This is a genomic window from Micromonospora sp. NBC_01405 (genome assembly GCF_045040155.1).
GTDB lineage: Bacteria > Actinomycetota > Actinomycetes > Mycobacteriales > Micromonosporaceae > Micromonospora.
Map to the genome: position 1 here is coordinate 4471864 of NZ_CP109532.1, position 19259 is coordinate 4491122.

Consider the following 19259-nt stretch of genomic DNA (forward strand, 5'->3'; position numbering starts at 1 on the left):
CTTGGCCTGTCACTGTCGCGGCCGTGGATCCGCCAGCCGCCGTCGTCTTCGACGGAGAGGGTGTGTTGGCAGGGGTCATCGCGCCTCGACTGCCTCGCCGTGCTCGCCATTGTCAACGCCGCCTCAACCCTGACCACCGTGGTCCGGCTGAAACTGGACCACCCCCGGGTTGGTTGATTTTTAGTCGTTGGTTTTGGTGGCCGGTGGGACGCGGCCGAGGTCGCGGTCTTTGAGTCGGTAGCTGTCGCCCTTCATGGAGATGACCTCGGCGTGGTGGACGAGGCGGTCGATCATGGCCGCGGCGACGACGTCGTCGCCGAAGACTTCGCCCCACCTGCCGAAGGGCTTGTTACTGGTGACGATCAGGCTGGCGCGTTCGTAGCGGTTGGAGACCAGCTGGAAGAACAGGTTCGCGGCTTCGGCTTCGAAGGGGATGTAGCCGACCTCGTCGACGATCAGCAGCGGGATCCGGCCGAGCTTGACCAACTCGTCTTGAAGGCGGCCGGCGTGGTGGGCGTCGGCCAGGCGGGACACCCACTGGGCGGCGGTCGCGAACGCGACCCGGTGTCCTGCCTGACAGGCCCGGATCCCGAGACCGATGGACAGGTGAGTCTTGCCAGTGCCGGGCGGGCCCAAGAAGACGACGTTCTCCTTCGACGCCACGAAGTCCAGGGTGCCCAGGTGAGCGATCGTCTCCCGCTTCAACGATCGTTGGTGCTCGAAGTCGAACTCCTCCAGGCTCTTGCGTGCTGGGAATCTCGCGGCCCGGATCCGGCCCTCACCGCCGTGAGCTTCCCGGGCGGCCACTTCCCGTTGCAGGCAGGCGGCGAGGAACTCCTCATGCGTCCACGACTCCGCCCGAGCCCGCTCGGCCAGACGTTCGACCGAGGCGGCCAGGGAGGGTGCTTTCAGTGCGCGGCTGAGGAACGCGATCTCCGAGGTGACATTGCGGTTGTTGGTCTTGGCGGCCATCACGCAGCCACCTCTTCCAGGCCGAACATCCGGTCGTAATCGCTGAGCTGCCGGTGCTCGACCTCAGCAGCGCCCACCGGCGCCGGTGCCTGCCGGGCAGCCGTGCGCAGGTCGGCGGCTGCCTCGCGGTGAGCCGGATCGGTGATGCTCTGATGCCTCGCCCAGCAGCGGTCATGCCCAGCAACCTGGCGGCCGTCGCAGAACACCTGCACCCGATCGGCGTCAGCGACGATGTCGACACGACGGCCCACCGCAGCCGGGTGCACCGAGTAGTCGTTGCTGTCCAAACGCACGTAATGATCACGAGGTAACCGCGTCGTCTGTCGCCAGCCAACCACCGGAGCGACCGGCGGCAGCGACAACATCGCCTGCCGGTCGGCGTCCCACCGGTCCACCGGGCGGCAGCCCAACATCCGGTGCCGGCGGTTGTTCGCCCGCACCAGCCAGTCCGCCAACTGGGCGTTGAAGTCTTGCGGTGAGCCGAACCGGCGCCCGGGCAGGAACGACGTCTCCAGATAGCCGTTGGCCCGCTCCACCAGGCCCTTGGCTTCCGGGTCCGCCGGCCGGCACTGAATCACCCGGATGCCCAGGGTGCCACGGAAGCCGTTCATCGCCTCGGTCAACTGCGGCCGACCGGCCCGCCACTGCCCGACCGCGGACTCGTTGTCCCACACCAACGCCCTGGGCACCCGCCCCCAACCAGAGATCAACGTCCAATGCCCGACCAGCAGATCAGCCGACTGCCGCGACGGGATCATCACCGCCGACAGCCACCGCGAATACCCCGACACCATCACCAACACCGGAGGCCGGCCAACCTGCCCGAACCCCAACGACACGTCCGCCGGCGGGAACCACAGATCACACTGCACCAACTCACCCGGCAGATACTCCGTCCGCTGAGCCGGATCCGGACGGCGGAACAACGGCCGGAGTTGCTGCACCCGATCGCAGAACACCGTCTTCCCCCGGGTCCACCCGACCCGTTCCATGATCACCGTTGAGGGCATGTCCGGGAACTCCGCCAACAACACCCGGATCTGCGGCTCCACCGCATCCACGATCGAACCCTTCACCGCCCGCCGATACCGCGGCGGCTCATCACTGGCCAGGGCCTTCTTCACCGTGTTGCGAGACATCCTCAACCGCCGTGCGATGGCCTGAATCGCCATCCCCTCCGACCGCCGCAGCCGCCGGATCTCCGCCCAGTCCTCCACGCTCAGCACCTCCCGATGCTTCAGGAGGTGGTCCCGATTCAGCCGGAACCACGTGGTCAGTTTTCAGGCGGAGCCGACAGCCATCAGCCGGGATGTCGTTCCTGACTGGACGAGGTAGCCAGCGGAGTGCTGTGAGGCCGAGTACGAGGTGCAACAGACTGGCTGCAGCTGCGGCCACGTGCATGCCGGTGAGGAAGGCTGACTTGGCGTCGGTGATCAAAGTGTCTGTCAGGCCGGTGAGCTGAAGCGTTTTGTCCAGGGTCGGCGCGAGGTCGGGCCCTTGGAGCCGGAACAGCAGTGCTGCCAGAGAGCCGAGCAGTGCAATGCCCAGGGCGTTACCGATCTCGTTGCTGGTCTCGGCGATCGCGCCTGCTGAGCCTGCTCGCTCGGACGGGACCGCGCCGACGGCGGTGTCAGCGACGACTGCGAAGGAGATGCCGTAGCCGATGCCAGCGATCGCAGTGGAAGCGACGTACCAGCCGATCCCGCCAGTGATGGTGGTGGGCAAGAGCAGGAGCAGCCCGGTGGCGATGGAGAAGTGGCAGACAAGCAGCGCGGAGCGTTTCCCGACGCGATCGACCACCACAGGGGTGAGGATGCAAGTCGTGATGAGCACAACGGCTCCCGGTAGCGCCAGCAAGGCAGCCTGCAGGACCGGAATGTCAAGGACGGACTGCAAGTAGATGCCAGCCAGGTAGGCGGCTGCTGACCACGCGGCCAGCGGTAGAAGCCCGGTGATCACCGCGATGGTGAAGACTCGATCCCGGAAGAGAGAGAAGTCGATGAGTGGATGGTCCAGGTGTCGTTGACGGACGCCGAACCATGCCAGCACGGCGACCCCCATGAGCCCGGCGAGCGCCGCCGATACGGAGAGGCCCTCGGCGGCAGCGTGCTTGAGCCCGTAGATCGCTAGCAGCAGACCGACCGCAGAGGTCACGACACTCATCGGATCGGCTCGTCCGGGACGGGTGGTTTGCACCTCGCTGAGCAACATGGGTGCGAAACACAGGAACAGGGCGATTAAGGGAAGATTGATCAAGAACACCGATCCCCACCAGAAGCGTTCCAGCAGCACGCCACCGATGACCGGTCCGATTGCGAATCCCGCGGCGAAGGCCGCAGCGAAGATGCCGATGGCCTGGGCCCGACGCTTCGGGTCGGTGAACAGCTCACTGAGCACCGCCAAGGCGGACGGAAGCAAGGTGGCGCCGGCGATCCCCATCACGGCACGGGCGGCGATGAGTAGCGCCGGTGTGGGCGCGAACGCGGCGGCGGCCGAACCGATGCCGAAGAAGATCGCGCCGATCATGAGCAGCTTGAGTCGCCCGTAGCGGTCGCCGATATCTCCGAATGCGATAAGCAGGGAGCCGACCGAGAAGCCGTAGACGTCCAGGATCCACAGTGCTTGGTCAGCGCTGGGATTGAGAGACTGACTGACTCGTGGCATTGCGAGGAACAAGATGGACCCGTCCATCGAGACCATGAGCACCGGGCCGAGGACGACCAGCAGCCCGAGCCAAGCTCGGACGTTGGTCGTGCGTGAGGTGTGTTGCGTCATGCCGGCAACGCTCCAGCGCAGAGCCGGGAGCATCCAGGCACCTGGTGTGGGTACACCCAGCAGGTACACCCAGCCACGCGCGGCGGGCACCTAGTCTCGATGTCATGGAAAGCCTCGGAGCATTCTTGAAGAGCCGCCGCGACCGGGTCACCCCAGACGAGATCGGACTACGAACCTACGGGAGCGCCCGCCGAGTTCCGGGGCTGCGCCGCGAGGAGCTCGCCCATTTGGCAGGGGTCAGCGCTGGCTACTACACACGGCTGGAGCAGGGCCAGGCCGAGACGGCCTCCGAACAGGTTCTCGACGCCCTCGCACGAGTTCTGAAACTGGACGACGTGGAGGTCGTACACCTTCACAATCTCGCCCGCCAGCCCTCCCGGTCCGGCCTTGCCGAACCACCAGTCGAGCAGCCCCACCGGCGCGTCCTCGCGCTGCTCGAATCACTGGCCGAGGCGACGCCAGCGATCGTGCTGGGCCGACGCGGCGACGTCCTCGCCTGGAACCGCACCGGACACGCGCTGCTCGCCGAGCACGTCGACTTCGAGGCGCCCCGTGATCCGGGCTGTCGTCCCTCGATCCCGCGGATGTTCTTCCTCGACGCTCTCACCAGGGATCTGCACCGCAATTGGGACGAGCTCGCCCGAGTCCACGTCGCCTACTTGCGTCTCACCGCCGGACGGTTCCCGACCGACGCGCGCCTGGCGAACCTCATCGGTGAACTCACCATGCGCAGCGACCAGTTCGGCTCCATGTGGGCAACCGGTGAAGTCGCCGACTGCACCACCGGGGACATGCATCTCCAACACCCAATGGTCGGCGCGGCGAGCATCGCCTACCAAGTCTGGCTACAGCCCGACAGCCCCGATCACCGCCTCGAGATCTACACCCCAAACGATGCCTCCTCGGCAGACGCACTACGGATCCTCACCCAACGCGCTTTCGGAGAGGACGATCCGAGCGTCAGGGCGCCCGAGGGGCCTGCGCCTGGTCGCGATCGATCCGTCAGCAACCTCCGGCCCCGCTTCCTGCGCGACCTCGGCCTCAGGTAGAAGGGACTACCGCCGATGACGAAGACACCGCCGTATGCGTGCGCTCAGGAAACTGGTGGTCGATCAGCGTGCCCGGACTACGAGGCGTTCATTCGCAGGCGCGCAGGCTCGACCAGGTCGAGGACATGGCCCGCGAATACGTCACCGAGCACCAGATACTCCACGGCGTCGTCGGCGACCCGAACGATGCCAGTGGCTGCGGACTGACCGCTTGGGCCTGTCAGGAGCCGAGGGCGTCGTGGCGTCGCCACGCCGGCCATGTCGCGGTGACCGGTCAGGTTCGTCGGCGGTGAACCTGTCCGGTGAGGGCTGTCGCCCCGAACCGTGAGGTGGGCCGAACGGTGGTGGTCCCGCGCCGGACGCCCGGCGCGGGACTACGGACACCTGCCGGTCAGCTCGCGCAGACGGCGTACGCGCGCACCTTCCAGGTGTCGCTGAAGCCATTCTCGTCCTCCGCGGCGCGGACGGTGACGACGGTCGAGGACGTGGCCCGCATCTCGGTCAGGCGCACCTCTCCCTCACCGCCGAGGATCTCGCCGCCCACCCCGTGCACGCGCGTGCCGGCGGGGCAGGTGGCCGTGACCGACTGGGTTGCGGTGGAGCTGTAGACGCTGTCGTCGATCACGCGCTGCTCGCCGGGCAGCGGGTCGGCGCAGATCGCGGTGGCGTCCAACCACCACGTGCCGGCGAAGCCGGTGCCGTCCTCGGCGCCCGCCACCACGACGCTGTTCTGGTTGATGCGCAGATCCTCGAGGACGATCTCGCTGTTCGACGCCCCGACGACCGCGCCACCGACCCCGATGGCGTGCTTGCCGGCCGGGCAGGACTTCTCGAACCAGTTCGACGTGCCGAGGCTGGGCGCCGAGCTGCCGGAGACGGTCACCAGGCCCGGGGGCAACGGGGCGCACACCGCGTTGGCCGTGACCGCCCAGTTGCCGGCCACGCCGTTCTCGTCCTCACGGCCGGTCACCGAGTACGCGTCCGAGCCCACCAGCGGCACCATGATGTCCATGCCGACCTGCCCGAGGCCCGAACCGGTGATCGCGCCGCCGCCGCCGATGACCTTGGTGCCGACCGGACAGGTCGCGTTCTGCGACTTCGCGACGCTGTTGCTGGGGCTGGTCGTCGTCTTGAAGCTCAGGCCGGGCACCGCCGCGACCGGTCCGGTGAGGGCCACCTGGCCGAGCACGAGCGCGCTCAGCACGCACCCGCCCACGGCGGCAGTCCGACGCGACCAACGGTTCCGGTTCAATCCTTCTCGCATGGTGTCTTCCTTTTCTAGGAGGTGTTCGACACCGGTAGGAGCGCGGTCGGGTCGGGATGCCAACAGAAAGTTCCGAAGAAAAAAATTCCCGGCTTTACTGGCACCGTTGACGAGCAGCGGGGGACACGATGGACACGGCGGCACAGGACGACACCGCGCTGGTCGAGGCGGTGCGTCGCGGCGAGCGGGTCGGGCTGGAGGGCATGTACCGGCGGTACGCCGACCGGCTGTACACGTACGCCCGGACCATGCTGCGCGAGCCGGAGGCCGCCGCGGACGCCGTCCACGACGCGTTCCTCACCGCCAGCCAGCGCATCGACCAGCTCCGCGAGCCCGACCGGCTGCGCTCCTGGCTGTACGCGATCGTGCGCAACGAGTGCCTCCGGCAGCTCCGGGAGCGGTCCCGCTCCCTGCCGCTGGAGGAGGCCGGCGAGCCGGTGGCTGACACCGCCGACCCAACCACGGGCGTCAACGCCGAGCAGGTACGCGACCTGGTGCACGCCGCGGCCGCCGCGCTGAACCCGGGCGACCGTGAGGTGGTCCACCTGGCCATCCGCCACGACCTGTCGTCCGCCGACATCGGCGCGGCCCTCGGGGTGCCCGCCAACCACGCGCACGCCCGCCTGTCGCGCGCCCGCACCCAGCTCGAACGGGCGCTGGGGGCGCTGCTGGTGGCCCGTACCGGGGCCCGGGACTGCCCCACCCTCGCCGACCTGATCGACGGCTGGCAGGGCCGGCTCACCCCGACCCTGCGCAAGCGGGTCTCGCGGCACATCGAGGACTGCGCGGTGTGCGGGCTGCTCCGGCGGGAACAGCTCAGCCCGGCCGCGCTGCTGTCGGCGTACACGGCACCGGCCTTCCTGGTCGTCGCCGACACGGTGTGGCCGAGACTGGCCGAGGTCTGCGCGACCGACGTCCTCGCCGGCCCGCCGTCCGACGCGGCGAGTGCGGTCCCGGCCGATCCGGCGTCGGACGCGGCAGTCGATCCGGCGAGTGCGGTCCCGGCCGGCCCGGCGGCCGACGCCGGGCCGGCGGCCGACGAACCCTCCGGATCCGGCGATGCCGGGCCGGCGGACGGGCCGGCCGGCGGGCCCACTCCAGCGGGCGGCGGTGCGACGGCGTCCCCGGGCGGTGCGGCGGCGATGCCGCGCGGAACGGCGCACGCCGTGCGGGCGACCTCGCGGGCGGACCGCGACCGGAACCGTCGGCGGCTGGCCGCGACCGTGGCGCTGCTGATCCTCATCGCCGTGTTCGGCACCTGGGCACTGGCCCCCGGTCGCCCGACCGCAGGCCAGGACGGCTCAGGCCAACCGGTGTCCGAAGTGCTCGGTCAGTCGGCCGGGGAGCCGGTGTCACCCCCCGCCACCGCCACGCCGCTGCCGTCCGGCACGGCCACGGAGGCCGACCCGCCGGCTCCGGCCGGCGCCGGCGGTGCGACGTCCGGCCCCGTCGCCGGGCCGGCGGACGGCGACGGGGCCGCCCGGACCGATGCGCCCGCCGCGCCCGATCTCGTGCCGGGTGGCACCGCACCGGCACCGACCGTGGCACCGAGCAGACCACCGACCGTGCCCCGGCCGACCGCCGCACCGCAGGTCGCCGCGCCGTTCACGGTCTCCGCCACCGCGCGGGTGCGGTGCGGTGCGGAGACGTACAGCCTCGCGGTGCAGGCCACCGGTAGTGCCACGCTCGGCGGCGCCGAGGTCCGCTGGACACCTGCCGGCGGCCGCACGTCGACCCGGGCCACGACGGTGGACGGATCCGCCGGGCGGGTGACCGTCGGAGGGCTGCGCGCGTCGGCGCTGACCTGGTCGGTACGGGCGACCGCGGTGGACGGCCGCACGGCGCAGAGCCCGACCTACACGATCGCCGACCCGTGCGTCCGGCCGGGATAGGAGGGGATTCCGGCCGGCATCATCACTGCCCCTGGTGACCGCGTCGGCGGAGGCCCGCGCCCGGACGCCCGCGGTGGCGTACCCCGTCGTCCTGGCAGACCCCGGCCTCCCGTGGCGGTCGGCGGCCCCGCTGGACGTCGTCGTGGGGTGGGTCGGGGGCGATCCACCCCTGAATTTCGTGCGGCTGGTGTTGGATCGGGGCGAGTGGCCGGACGAGCCGGAGGTGTCCTGGTGAGCTACGCGGAGGTCAACGGCCTGCGGCTGTGGTACGAGGTGCACGGCTCCGGCCGCCCGTTGGTGCTGCTGCACGGCGGGTACGGCGCGGTGGAGATGTTCGCCCCGATCCTGCCCGCCCTCGCCGGGCGCCGCCGGGTGGTCGCGGTCGACCTTCAGGGCCACGGCCGCACCGCCGACGTCGACCGCCCGCTGCGGTACGGGTCGATGGCCGACGACATCGCCGCGCTGATCCGCCACCTCGGCCTCGGCGAGACCGACGTGCTGGGCTACTCGCTGGGCGGCGGCGTGGCCCTGCGGGTCGCGATCCAGCACCCGGACCTGGTGCGACGGTTGGTGGTGGTCTCCGCCCCCTGCCGACGGCAGGGCTGGTACCCGGAGGTGCTGGCCGCGATGGGCACCCAGGACGAGCGGACGGGCGAGCGGATGCGGGGCACCCCGCCGCACGAGCTGTACGCCCGGGTGGCCCCGCGCCCGCAGGACTGGCCGGCGCTCTGGGCCAAGACCGGCGATCTGCTCCGCCGCGAGTACGACTGGTCGGCCGAGGTGGCCGCCCTGGCCCTGCCGACCCTGCTGGTCTTCGCCGACGCCGACTCGATCCCGGTCGGCCACGTGGCGGAGTTCTTCGGGCTGCTCGGGGGCGGCCACCGCGACGCCGGCTGGGACGGCACCGACCGCCCCGCGTCGCGCCTGGCCGTTCTGCCCGGCCTCACCCACTACGACATCGTCGCCTCGCCGGCGCTGCCCGCCGCGGTGATCCCGTTCCTCACCACCCAGGTCCGCGCGCCGGCCTGACCGGGCCGCCGTCGGTCGTCGAGTACGGCGGTGAGGCCCCCGGCCCGGGTCTGATGTTGCTCTTAGGCGTATACGTCTACTAGGTTGTCCCGGTGCCCCTGGACGCCTCCCGGAACAGCCTGGTGCTGCCGCTGCTCGGGCTTCTCGTCGAGCAGCCGTCGCACGCCTACGAGGTCGCGACGCGGCTACGCGACCGGTACGGGCAGCTGTCGGTGACCGGCAGCACCGTCACCTCCCTGTTGAAGGCGCTGGAACGGGCCGGCCTGGTCGCCGCCCGCGCCCCCGAGCGGGTGGGAAACCGGCCGCCGCGCACGCCCTACGAGGTGACCGAGGCGGGGCTGGCGGAATTCAGCCGCAAGGTCGTGGAGGGGCTCAGCGACGCCCAGGTCGCCTCCCCGGACTTCGTCATGGCCGTGGCCTACCTGATGCTCCTCCCGGCCGACGACGCGGCGTCGATCCTGGACGACCGCGCCGCCCGCCTGGGCCAGCGGCTGACGGCCCTGCGGCAGGAGCCCGCCGGGGTGCCCGAGGCGTACAAGCTCGAAGTCGCCTACTGGCGCAACGTCGTCGCCGCCGAGGCGGGCTGGATCAGGATCCTGGCGGCGCGGATCCGGTCGCGCGACATCGACTGGCCGACCGAGTAGCCGGTCGGTCGAGGCGCTCGGCCAGCCAGGCCAGCACCGCGTCGGCCTGGGCCCGCTGAAACTCCCGCAGCCCCGGGATGCCGACCGGCGGGGGCTGCCGGGCCCGGTCGGCGAAGAAGCCGGCCAGGCCGGCCAGCACGCCGGTGACCGCGTCCGGCTCGGCGGCGGCGGTGAGCGGCCGGGCGCGCAGCAGCGCCTCGGTGTCGTGGCCGCCGTGCAGCCGGACGTTGACCAGCAGCAGCACGGTGTCCAGCCAGGCCGGGCCCCGGCACGCCCAGGGCCAGTCGACCACGCTCACCCGGCCGTCCGGGCCGACGAGCAGGTTGTCGGCCCGCAGGTCGCCGTGGCAGAGGGTGTCGCCGGCCAGCGCGGCGACGCCGTGGTCGGCGCGGGCCCGCAACTCGTCGAGCCGGGCCCGCGCCCACGGGTCGAGGTGCTCCGGCGGGTCGGCGGCGATCCGGTGCCAGCCGGCGAAGTCGTTCCCCAGCGTGTCGGCGGCGCGTGGCGCGTGCGCGACGGGCGCGGGGGTGAGCGCGGCGGCCATGGCCTCCAGGGCGTCCAGCACGGCGGCGAGTTCGTCGCCCCGCCACGGGGTGGCCGGGTGGCGGCCCTCCACGTCGTCGAAGACCAGCGCTACCCACTCGCCGTCGTCGTGGCAGCCCCGCAGCCGGGGCGCGGGCGTGTGCGCGGGCAGCGCGGCGGCGTTGCGCGATTCGGCGCGGTGCAGGACGGGGCTGTGGTCGTTCTGCGCGGGGCTGACCGCCTTGACGAACGCCCGCCGGCGCCCCCGGCCGTGCGCACCCGGTCGGCGCTGCCGGGGGACCAGCCGCCAGGCTGCGTCGTCGCCGCCACCACCCGGTCGCCGATGATCTCCTCCACGGCGGCGCGCACGTGGCCGGGCAGGTCGACCCACTTGATCCGGGTACGCGTCGCCTCGCTCACCGGCCCATCCTGGCGCGCGGCCGGCGGGCCGGGCAACCGATTACCCCGCGTCCGGGTGACGCGGGGCCGGCGTGTGCTGCTGCGGCTGGCCCTGGTCGACGACGTCGAGGTCGGCTGGACCCTGCCCTGCCCGGGCGGCCCCAGCACCCCGTGGATCCACGACATCGAGGTGCATCCCGCGCACCGGGGACGCGGCGACGCCGCACGGATGATCGGGCTCGTCGAGGCCGAACTCGTCGGCCCCGGCCTCGACCGGCTCGGGCTGAACGTCGCAGGTGTGCCCCCGTACCCAGCGGGAACCCTGCCCGGACGCACACCGGGAGGCCGGACGCCCGGGCGCACACCGGGAACCCTGCCCGGACGCACACCGGGAGGAGCGAGGCGATGGGGGACCGCACCGCACTGACGATCGGTGTGCTGGGCTCGTACGGTGGCCGCAACCTCGGCGACGAGGCGATCCTGACCGGCCTCCTGGCCGACCTGCGCTCGCACGAGCCGCGCGCGCGGATCATCGTCTTCTCCCGGAACCCGGACCACACCGCCCGGGCGCATCCCGACGTGGAGGCGGTGCCCTGGGAGGGGGTGAGCCGGGTCGACTCGGCGCAGGTGCTGGCCGAGCTGGACCTGCTGATCCTCGGCGGCGGCGGCATCCTCTACGACCGGGAGGCCCGCCGCTACCTGCGCGTGGTCCGGGTGGCCCAGGAGCGGGGCCTGCCCCTGCTCACGTACGCGGTGGGGGTGGGGCCGCTCAGCGACGGGGTGGACACCGGGATGGTCCGGGAGACCCTGGCCGGCGCCACCGAGGTCACCGTGCGGGACCAGGAGTCCCGGATGGTGCTGGAGGAGGCCGGGCTGATCAACCCGATCACGGTGACCGCCGACCCGGCGTTCCTGCTGGAGCCCGAGGAGTTCCCCGAGCGGTTCCTGCGCGAGGAGGGGGTGCCGGCCGGGCGGCGACTGGTCGGGCTCAGCGTCCGGGAGCCGGGCCGGGCCGCCGAACGGCTCGACGTCGACGGCTACCACCGGCTGATCGCCCAGATCGCCGACTTCCTGATCCACCGGATCGACGCGTACGTGCTCTTCGTGCCCATGGAACGCGACGACATCCGGCACTCGCACGGCGTGATGTCGCACATGACCGCCGCCGAGCGGGGGCGCATCCTGCACGGCGACTACTCGCCCCGGCAGGTGCTCGGACTGATGCGGCACTTCGACCTGGCCGTGGGCATGCGGCTGCACTTCCTGATCTTCGCCGCGATGGTCGGCACCCCGTTCCTGCCTCTGCCGTACGCGGGGAAGGTCTTCGACCTGGCCCAGCGCCTCGGCGTGCCGGCGCTGCGCGGCGTGGAGCGGGAGGTGGAGGGGCCGCTGCTGGCCGAGGTGGACCGGTTGTGGGACGAGCGGGAGGCCCGCGCCGCGCAGACGGCCCGCCGGGTGGCCGAGGTCTGCGACCAGGCCCGGGGCACGTCGCAGGTGACCGGCGCGGTGCTGGAGAGCCTGCGCTCGTCGCGGCTGCCGGGCCGGGTGGACGGCCGGCTTCGCCCGACCGGGGCGCCGGGCGGTCAGACGGCCGACCCCCGCCACCGGTAGAGCCACCCATGGCCGCCCTCGGCCACCGATTCCAACTCGTAGATCTCGGCCTCGGCCAGCCCGTGCTCGCCGAGGTGGTGGTGGGTCAACGGCGGACGGCCGTTGCTGTCCAGCTCGACCGTGACCGCCTGCCCGTCGGCGGTGCCGCCCGCGAGCGGGATCTCTTCCGTTGCTGCCATGCGCCCAATCCTGCCGGGGCGACCGCAGCCCCGCAGGAGATCCCCGGCAGCGCCCGCCGCGCTCGCAGGGGCGGGCGAGATCTTGGTAGGAAACGGCCCTTCCGGGGGCCGTTTCCTACCAAGATCTCCCGCTGCGAGGCGCGGGCGAGCGGGGCAGCGTGAGCCGGGGGTGACGGTTAGGGTCCGTAGATGGCGGAGATCGCGATCGACCCCACCCTCGGGCCGGTGCTGGCCCGCACCGGCGACGAGCGCGCCGTGCTCGAATCCTTCCTCGACTTCCACCGCGCCACCGTGACGCGCAAACTGCGCGGCCTCAGCGACGCCGACGCCCGGCGTCGGCTGGTGCCCTCCCTCACCACCCTCGCCGGCCTGGTGAAACACCTGACGCTGGTCGAGCGGAACTGGTTCCCCTACCTGCTCGCCCCGGAGCCCGGCGACGTCTGCCCGACCACCGAGGAGGAGGCGGCGGCGAGCTTCATCCTCGACGACGCCGACACGGTGCGGTCCCTCCTGGCCGGCTACGAGCGGGCCTGCGACCGGTCCCGCGCGGTCGCCGCGCGCTTCGACCTCGACCATGTGGTGCCACACCCGCAGCTCGGCGAGGTCTCCCTGCGCTGGATCCTGACGCACATGGTGGAGGAGACGGCCCGGCACGCCGGCCACGCCGACATTCTGCGCGAGCTGACCGACGGCTCCACCGGGGCGGTCTGACCACCGGCGCCACCCGGACGGCCGGGTGGCGCGCCCACCTCGGCCGGGCCGCTCACCCGGGCGGTAGCAGCCCTGGCGGGTACTCCATGCCGTCGTGCGCGCAGGCCGCCGCGGCGACCCGGGCCGCGTACGCCGCCGCCTCGGGCAGCCCCGCGCCGCGCAGCCGGGCGGAGACCAGGCCGGCCGCGAACGCGTCCCCGGCGCCGTTGGTGTCCACCACCGGCCCCGGCGGCGCGGCGGCGGGCACCCGGGCGGGCGGCCCGCCGGCGACGAAGAGTTCCGCACCGTCCGCGCCCCGGGTGACCACGGTGGTCCGGGGCGCCAGCGCGGCGACGACCGCCCCGGCCCGCTCGCCGAGCCGGACGCCGCTGACGAAAACCAGGTCGGCCACCTCGGCGAACGGGCGGTGGTAGGGGTTGTCGCCGTCCCAGTCATGCAGGTCGGTGGAGAGGCCGATCCCGGCCGGTAGCCCGGCACGCAGCGCGGGCAGCACGGGCGGCGCCCAATCCATGATCGACAGGTGTACGTGCGCCGCGTCCCGGGCCAGCGCGGCCAGCCGCTCCGGCGCGAACGGCGGCGGACCCTGCCAGGGGCGGGGGTCGTAGAGCGACATCCGCCGGCCGGCCGGGTCCACCAGGTTCACCGACCGGCGGGTCCCGCCCGGGTCCACGGCCAGCACGGTGTGCACCCCGGCCCGGTCCAGCGCGGCCCGGACCACCTCGCCCGCCGGGTCGGTGCCGAGCACGTCGACGACTGCCACCCGCAGGCCGAGGGCACGGGCGGCCAGCGCCACCCCGGCGCCGGTGTTGCCGACCCGCAGGTCGATCGGGGGGACGGTGAGCGAGTCGGCGGCCGGCAGCGGAAGCTGTGGCACGCGTACCCGAAGGTCCACCCCCAGCCCGCCGAGCACGAGAAGATCGAACATGGGCCCCACGGTAACGGCGGGGCTCGCTCCAGCGGCGTCGGCTCGGGCTGTGCCGGCGCACCCGCCCCCCGGAAAGGCGCCGAAGGAAACCCAGCCGGCGTCGGGCGGCGTCCCGGTCCGGTCCGGCCGCGCCCGGCTATTCTCGGTGGTCGTCGGTCGGAGGGGGACAGGTGCTGGTCATCCACGGGGCGTGGCTGCCCGGCTCGGGGCTCGCCGTCTGGGCCGAGGACACCGCCCTGCCGGCGCAGGCACCCCGCCGTCCCGGCCGGGCCCCCCGCGAGCGGCCCCACCCGTTCGCCGCCGACCCCACCGCCCTGGCCGCAGCCCTCGACCCCGCCGGCCCGCCACCCGCCGACCCGCCACCCGCCGACCTGCGGACCGCCGACCCGCCACCCGCCGACCTGCGGACCGCCGGCCCGCCACCCGCCGGGCCGGCGACCGCGGGCCCCGAGACCACCAGGTCGGCGGCCACCGGCCGGCCGCCCGGCGCGCCGGGGACGACCGGGCCGGGGACCGCCGAGGCCGGGTCGGTGCTGCTGCGCCTGCCCACCCGGGCGGGCTCGCCGGTCGACTCGACGGAGCTGGTTCGGACCGCCGTCGCCGAGCCGGTCCGTGGGTCGGTCACCCTCGCCGGCTGGCGCGCCCCCGCCCTCCGGTACGCCCCGGCGGACGCGCTCGCGCTGCTGCGCGCTACCGGCGATCACGTCGGGGTGCCCGGCGCCAGCCTTCGGCACCTGGCCGAGCTGGCCGAGTTCGCCGCCGACCTGGTCCGCCGGGGCCGCGTCCTGCCCGGAGTCGCCCCGTCGCGGCCCGAGGACGACGACCCCGGGGCCCTGGCGGCGCGGGCGGAGCCGGCGTTCCGCCCGGCCGGCGGGCCGACGCGGGCCCGGCGCCGGCCCGCGCGGACCGGTGCGGTCACGGCGCGGGCGGTGTGGCGGCCGTTGCTCACCGGCGCCGACGCGGCCTGGGCCCGGTCGCTCGCCCTGGCCCTCCCGCCGGCCGCCCGGGCCGCCGGCGACCTACCCCCCGGCGCTGTGGTCGCCGACGCCCTCGACGCGCTGACCGACGCCGCAGCCCGGGCCGCCCTCACCCGCACCACGCCGACCCGGGGCGGCCGGCCGACCGGCGCGGTGCCGGCCTGGCTGGCCGCGTTGACCGGGCCGGCCGGGGAGTTCACCGCCGAGCCGGGGGCCCTCGCGGCGCTGCGCGCCGAGCTGGACGACTGGCAGCGGGACGCGGCCGGCGGCGCGGTCCGGGCCAGCTTCCGCCTGGTGGAGCCGGCAGCCGACCCGATCGGTGATGCCTTGACCGACCCGCTCGGCGACGTGCCGGCCGGGGCCCGGGACCTGGGGGAAGCGGTGGCCGACCAGGGCGGGACGCTCCCCGACGCCGCCCGCTGGCGGGTCGAGTTCGGGCTCCAGGCCGCCGACGAGCCGAGCCTGATCGTCGACGCCGGGCAGGTCTGGCGATCCCCGCACACCGTGCCCGCCCTCGCCGGCCGGCTGGACTCCCCGCAGGAGACCCTGCTCGCCGAGCTGGGCCGGGCCAGCCGGCTCTGGCCGGAGCTGGACACCGCGTTGCGTACGGCCACCCCGGAGGCCCTGGAGCTGGACGTCGAGGGCGCGCACCGGTTCCTGCGCGACGGCGCTCCGGTGCTGCACGCCGCCGGCTTCGGGGTGCTGGTGCCGTCCTGGTGGCGGCGGCCCTCGTCCCGGCTGGGGGCCCGGTTGCAGGCCCGCAGCCGCACCGCGCCGGGCACCGTGGCGGCAGCCGACGGCGGGCTCGGCCTGGACGCGCTGGTCGACTACCGGTGGGAGGTGGCCCTCGGCGACGAGCCGCTCACCGCCGAGGAGCTGGCCGCGTTGGCGGAGCTGAAGACGCCGCTGGTCCGGCTGCGGGGGCGCTGGGTGGAGCTGGACCCGGGGCGGCTCGCCGCCGGGCTGCGGATGCTTCGCTCGGCCGGTGAGCTGACCGTGGCCGACCTGCTCCGGCTCGGCCTCGCCGACGCGGACTCCGACGACACGCTCCCGGTGCTGGAGGTGACCGCCGACGGGGCGCTCGGCGAGCTGCTCTCCGGGCAGGCCGAGCGGCGGCTCTCCCCGCTGGACCCGCCGCCGACGTTCACCGGGACGCTCCGGCCGTACCAGCGGCGAGGGCTGGCCTGGCTGGCGTTCCTCCAGTCGCTCGGCCTCGGCGGGGTGCTCGCCGACGACATGGGGCTGGGCAAGACGGTGCAGCTGCTGGCCCTGATCGCCGGGGACCCGCCGACCGCCGGGCCGACCCTGCTGGTCTGCCCGATGTCGCTGGTCGGCAACTGGCAACGGGAGGCCGCCCGGTTCGCCCCGACGCTGCGCGTACACGTGCACCACGGTGCCGACCGGGCGCGCCGGGATGGGTTCGCCGCGGTCGTGCACGCGGCGGACCTGGTCCTCACCACCTACTCGGTGGCCACCCGGGACGCGGTAGAGCTGGCCGGGATCGACTGGCACCGGTTGGTGGTGGACGAGGCGCAGGCCATCAAGAACGCCGCCACCCGGCAGGCGGAGGCGGTCCGGTCGCTGCCGGCCCGGCACCGGGTGGCGGTCACCGGCACGCCGGTGGAGAACCGGCTCGCCGACCTGTGGTCCATCATGCAGTTCGCCAACCCCGGCCTGCTCGGCCCGGCCGCCAGCTTCAGGAAGGCGTACGCCGAGCCGATCGAGCGGCACGGCGACGCCGAGGCCGCCGAGCGGCTGCGCCGGATGACCGGCCCGTTCGTGCTGCGCCGACTCAAGACCGACTCGTCGATCATCTCCGATCTGCCCGAGAAGCTGGAGATGGAGGTGCTGTGCAACCTCACCGCCGAACAGGCGTCGCTCTACCGGGCGGTGGTCGACGACATGCTGGCCCGCATCGAATCCAGCGACGGCATCGAGCGGCGCGGCCTGGTGCTGTCGGCGATGACCCGGCTCAAGCAGGTCTGCAACCACCCCGCCCAGCTCCTGCGCGACGGGTCCGCGCTGGCCGGCCGGTCCGGCAAGCTGGCCCGGCTGGAGGAGATCCTCGACGAGGTGCTCGCGGCGGGGGAGCGGGCCCTGCTGTTCACCCAGTACGCCGAGTTCGGCGGGATGCTGCGCGGGCACCTCTCCGCCCGGTTCGGCCGGGAGGTGCTCTTCCTGCACGGCGGGGTGGGCAAGGCCGACCGGGACGCGATGGTGACCCGGTTCCAGTCCGCCGACGGGCCGCCGCTGTTCGTGCTCAGCCTCAAGGCCGGCGGCACCGGGCTGACCCTCACCGCCGCCAACCACGTGGTCCACGTCGACCGGTGGTGGAACCCCGCCGTCGAGGACCAGGCCACCGACCGGGCGTTCCGGATCGGCCAGCGCCGGAGGGTGCAGGTCCGCAAGTTCGTCTGCGCCGGCACGGTGGAGGAGAAGGTGGCCGCGATGATCGCCGAGAAGCGGAGCCTCGCCGCGTCCGTGGTGGGCTCCGGCGAGCAGTGGGTGACCGAGCTGTCCACCGAGCGGCTGCGCGAGCTGTTCGCGCTGGAGGCCGGGGCGGTGGCCGAGTGACCGGGCCGCCGCCGGACGGGTCGGCGTCGACCGGCCGGTTCGCCGACTACGGCCGGCCGCGCCGGGTGGACGGCGGGCTGCGCGCCCGCAGCGCCCGGGGCGCGATCGGCCGGTCCTGGTGGTCCCGCCGATTCCTGGAGGTGCTGGAGTCGTTCGCGCTGGGCACCCGGCTCACCCGGGGCCGGTCGTACGCGCGGGCGGGCCAGGTGCTCAGCCTCGACGTCGCCCCCGGCGTGGTGACCGCGCGGGTGCAGGGCTCCCGGCCCGGGCCGTACCGGGTGCGGATCGCGTTGGAGCCGTTCCCGGCGGCGCTGTGGGACCGGATCGAGGCGGAGCTGGCGGCGCAGGCGTTCTTCAGCGCCCGGCTGCTCGCCGGCGACCTCCCCGCCGAGCTGGAGGAGCTGTGCGCCGGTGTCGGGGCGCCGCTGTTCCCCGCCGGGGTCGACGAGCTGGCCCAGCGGTGCGACTGCCCCGACTTCGCCGTCCCGTGCAAGCACCTCGCGGCGGCGTTCTACCTGCTCGCGGAGGCGTTCGACGCGGACCCGTTCGAGCTGCTGCACTGGCGGGGACGGCGTCGGGCGGAGCTGCTGGACCGGCTGCGCGACCTGCGCGCCGCCGCCCCGGACGGTGCCGGGTCGGTCGCTCCGGCGGCTGCCGGCGGCGGTTCGGGGTCGCCGTCCACGAGGGACGATGGTGGCCGGGTCGCGCCGGCCGTCGGCGCGGCTCGGGCGCTCGCCGCGCTGCCCCCGGCGCCGCTGGACGAGGCCGTCGACCGGTTCTGGGTGCCTCCGGTGCCGCTGCCGGACCGGCCGCCGACCCTGTCGACCGGCCCGGACCTGCTGCTGCGGCAGCTCGGCGCGCCCGCGCCCGCGCTCGGCGGGCCCGGTCTGCTGGAACGGCTGCGCCGGGCGTACCGGGAGTTCGGCCAAGCCCGCCCGGAGGCGGGCCGGGCACCGGCGTCGGGGTCCCGTCCGACGACGCGATGACGGGCCCCGGCCGACGGCGGACCGTCCGGCGGGGAGGGTCCTGGCCACGGTCCACGTCGGACCGGCGGCCGGGCCGGCGTCACAGCCAGCGGCGGCGGAACCGCCACATGAGCGCGGCGTTGGCCAGCAGTACCACCGCGAAGATCGCCCCGGCCAGCCCGCCGGCCAGCACGGTCGCCGCCGGCAGCGAGGCCCACAGCACGATGGTCAACAGCATCAGGTACCGGCCGCGGTGGGCCCGGGCCCGGTGTTCCAGGCGGGCGAAGAACTCCGGATCGCTCTCCCGGAGCTGACGGGTGATCTGTTCGAACCTGCGCTGATCCTCTTTGCTGAGCATGGCGGTGCCTTCCCCTCACGCGTTCAGCGGTTCGGCGGCATACCCGCTGCGGCGGCGGCTCACGCGCTCCTCCTGCTGCTACTTTCGACAGGCCGCCGGGCGGGAAGCGGCCGCCGGCGATCCGTCCACCGCTGCCGGAGCGCGGTTCCCCGGGTCGTGGCCGCCTGAGCGCAGCCTTACTCCCGCCTTAAGTTTCCCTGTGCCGTGGAACAGCGCACCTCGCGCCGGGACGGTGCGAAACGGCACGTCCGGGCCCGCCCGGTGCGTGTTCGTCCTGCTCCGGACGTCGCCCCCGGCAGCAGTCGAAACGGACCCCCCGCCGGTGGTGTTGAGCGCCGCCTTAAGTGCCTCCACCGGCTGGTTCGGCGTGTCTTGAAGGCCCTTCACCCCCCGGCTACCTTCCGTGGCAACTC

The 19259-nt window shown here is 73.7% G+C and carries 18 protein-coding genes and 1 pseudogene; 11 read left to right on the forward strand and 8 right to left on the reverse strand.

Annotated elements, in window-relative coordinates:
* Positions 1-180 precede the first annotated feature (180 nt).
* Genes istB through OG559_RS19565 form a run of 3 tightly spaced genes read right to left on the reverse strand, consistent with a single transcriptional unit; the run spans position 181 to position 3747 of the window.
* Positions 181-972, reverse strand: a complete 792-nt coding sequence (gene istB, locus OG559_RS19555) for an IS21-like element helper ATPase IstB (protein ID WP_405105721.1) — start codon at positions 970-972, stop codon at positions 181-183.
* The gene (istA, locus tag OG559_RS19560) at positions 972-2144 is read right to left on the reverse strand and encodes an IS21 family transposase (RefSeq protein ID WP_405116800.1); all 1173 of its coding nucleotides are present in this window, start codon (positions 2142-2144) and stop codon (positions 972-974) included. Before istA ends, istB begins: the two co-directional genes overlap by 1 nt.
* Complete coding sequence (locus OG559_RS19565; RefSeq protein WP_405105723.1) at positions 2074-3747, reverse strand: MFS transporter; 1674 nt, start codon at positions 3745-3747, stop codon at positions 2074-2076. The genes istA and OG559_RS19565 overlap by 71 nt, the downstream gene beginning before the upstream one ends.
* A 104-nt stretch (positions 3748-3851) precedes the next feature.
* On the opposite strand from OG559_RS19565, the gene OG559_RS19570 reads away from it, so the two are divergent.
* Together OG559_RS19570 and OG559_RS19575 are read left to right on the forward strand one after the other, a co-directional pair.
* On the forward strand, positions 3852-4796 hold the full coding sequence (locus OG559_RS19570) for a helix-turn-helix transcriptional regulator (protein ID WP_405105725.1): 945 nt from the start codon (positions 3852-3854) through the stop codon (positions 4794-4796).
* Positions 4797-4834: 38 nt separating this feature from the next.
* A complete protein-coding gene (locus tag OG559_RS19575) occupies positions 4835-5089 on the forward strand; it encodes a type II toxin-antitoxin system HicB family antitoxin (RefSeq protein ID WP_405105727.1) in 255 nt (84 codons plus the stop codon).
* 98 nt (positions 5090-5187) lie between these two features.
* Here the strand turns inward: OG559_RS19575 and OG559_RS19580 are convergent, their stop codons facing one another.
* Positions 5188-6000 (reverse strand): hypothetical protein, encoded by an 813-nt coding sequence (locus tag OG559_RS19580; protein WP_405105728.1) that lies wholly within the window; start codon positions 5998-6000, stop codon positions 5188-5190.
* Between the two features lie 188 nt (positions 6001-6188).
* Between OG559_RS19580 and OG559_RS19585 the strand changes: the two genes are divergently transcribed.
* The 4 genes from OG559_RS19585 to OG559_RS19600 all read left to right on the forward strand — a co-directional run bounded on the left by OG559_RS19585 (position 6189) and on the right by OG559_RS19600 (position 9625).
* On the forward strand, positions 6189-7952 hold the full coding sequence (locus OG559_RS19585; protein WP_405105730.1) for a sigma-70 family RNA polymerase sigma factor: 1764 nt from the start codon (positions 6189-6191) through the stop codon (positions 7950-7952).
* 34 nt (positions 7953-7986) lie between these two features.
* Positions 7987-8187 (forward strand): hypothetical protein, encoded by a 201-nt coding sequence (locus OG559_RS19590; RefSeq protein ID WP_405105732.1) that lies wholly within the window; start codon positions 7987-7989, stop codon positions 8185-8187.
* Positions 8184-8981: an alpha/beta fold hydrolase gene (locus OG559_RS19595; RefSeq protein ID WP_405105734.1), complete on the forward strand. Its 798-nt coding sequence runs from the start codon at positions 8184-8186 to the stop codon at positions 8979-8981. Before OG559_RS19590 ends, OG559_RS19595 begins: the two co-directional genes overlap by 4 nt.
* Positions 8982-9073: 92 nt before the next feature.
* Complete coding sequence (locus OG559_RS19600; RefSeq protein WP_405105736.1) at positions 9074-9625, forward strand: PadR family transcriptional regulator; 552 nt, start codon at positions 9074-9076, stop codon at positions 9623-9625.
* Here the strand turns inward: OG559_RS19600 and OG559_RS19605 are convergent.
* Positions 9570-10567 (reverse strand): annotated as a pseudogene (locus OG559_RS19605) (phosphotransferase). The gene OG559_RS19600 and the pseudogene OG559_RS19605 overlap by 56 nt on opposite strands.
* Positions 10568-10622: 55 nt before the next feature.
* Between OG559_RS19605 and OG559_RS19610 the strand changes: the two are divergent.
* Both OG559_RS19610 and OG559_RS19615 read left to right on the forward strand, forming a co-directional pair.
* On the forward strand, positions 10623-10973 hold the full coding sequence (locus OG559_RS19610; RefSeq protein ID WP_405105738.1) for a GNAT family N-acetyltransferase: 351 nt from the start codon (positions 10623-10625) through the stop codon (positions 10971-10973).
* The gene (locus OG559_RS19615; protein ID WP_396671101.1) at positions 10952-12157 is read left to right on the forward strand and encodes a polysaccharide pyruvyl transferase family protein; all 1206 of its coding nucleotides are present in this window, start codon (positions 10952-10954) and stop codon (positions 12155-12157) included. Before OG559_RS19610 ends, OG559_RS19615 begins: the two co-directional genes overlap by 22 nt.
* On the opposite strand, the gene OG559_RS19620 is transcribed toward OG559_RS19615, so the two are convergent.
* Entirely contained in the window at positions 12130-12336 is a 207-nt protein-coding gene (locus tag OG559_RS19620) for a hypothetical protein (RefSeq protein ID WP_405105740.1), read from the reverse strand. The genes OG559_RS19615 and OG559_RS19620 overlap by 28 nt on opposite strands.
* A gap of 189 nt (positions 12337-12525) precedes the next feature.
* Here OG559_RS19620 and OG559_RS19625 point away from each other — a divergent pair, with 189 nt between their 5' ends.
* Entirely contained in the window at positions 12526-13047 is a 522-nt protein-coding gene (locus OG559_RS19625) for a DinB family protein (protein ID WP_405105742.1), read from the forward strand.
* 52 nt (positions 13048-13099) lie between these two features.
* Here OG559_RS19625 and OG559_RS19630 read toward each other — a convergent pair whose 3' ends face one another.
* Positions 13100-13972, reverse strand: coding sequence for a carbohydrate kinase family protein (locus tag OG559_RS19630; protein ID WP_405105743.1), 873 nt, complete (start codon positions 13970-13972; stop codon positions 13100-13102).
* A gap of 371 nt (positions 13973-14343) precedes the next feature.
* Between OG559_RS19630 and OG559_RS19635 the strand changes: the two genes are divergently transcribed.
* Together OG559_RS19635 and OG559_RS19640 are read left to right on the forward strand one after the other, a co-directional pair.
* Complete coding sequence (locus tag OG559_RS19635) at positions 14344-17523, forward strand: SNF2-related protein (RefSeq protein WP_405116802.1); 3180 nt, start codon at positions 14344-14346, stop codon at positions 17521-17523.
* Entirely contained in the window at positions 17520-18509 is a 990-nt protein-coding gene (locus OG559_RS19640; RefSeq protein WP_405105745.1) for an SWIM zinc finger family protein, read from the forward strand. The genes OG559_RS19635 and OG559_RS19640 overlap by 4 nt, the downstream gene beginning before the upstream one ends.
* A 79-nt stretch (positions 18510-18588) precedes the next feature.
* Here OG559_RS19640 and OG559_RS19645 read toward each other — a convergent pair whose 3' ends face one another.
* On the reverse strand, positions 18589-18846 hold the full coding sequence (locus tag OG559_RS19645) for a DUF3040 domain-containing protein (RefSeq protein WP_405105747.1): 258 nt from the start codon (positions 18844-18846) through the stop codon (positions 18589-18591).
* Positions 18847-19259 lie beyond the last annotated feature (413 nt).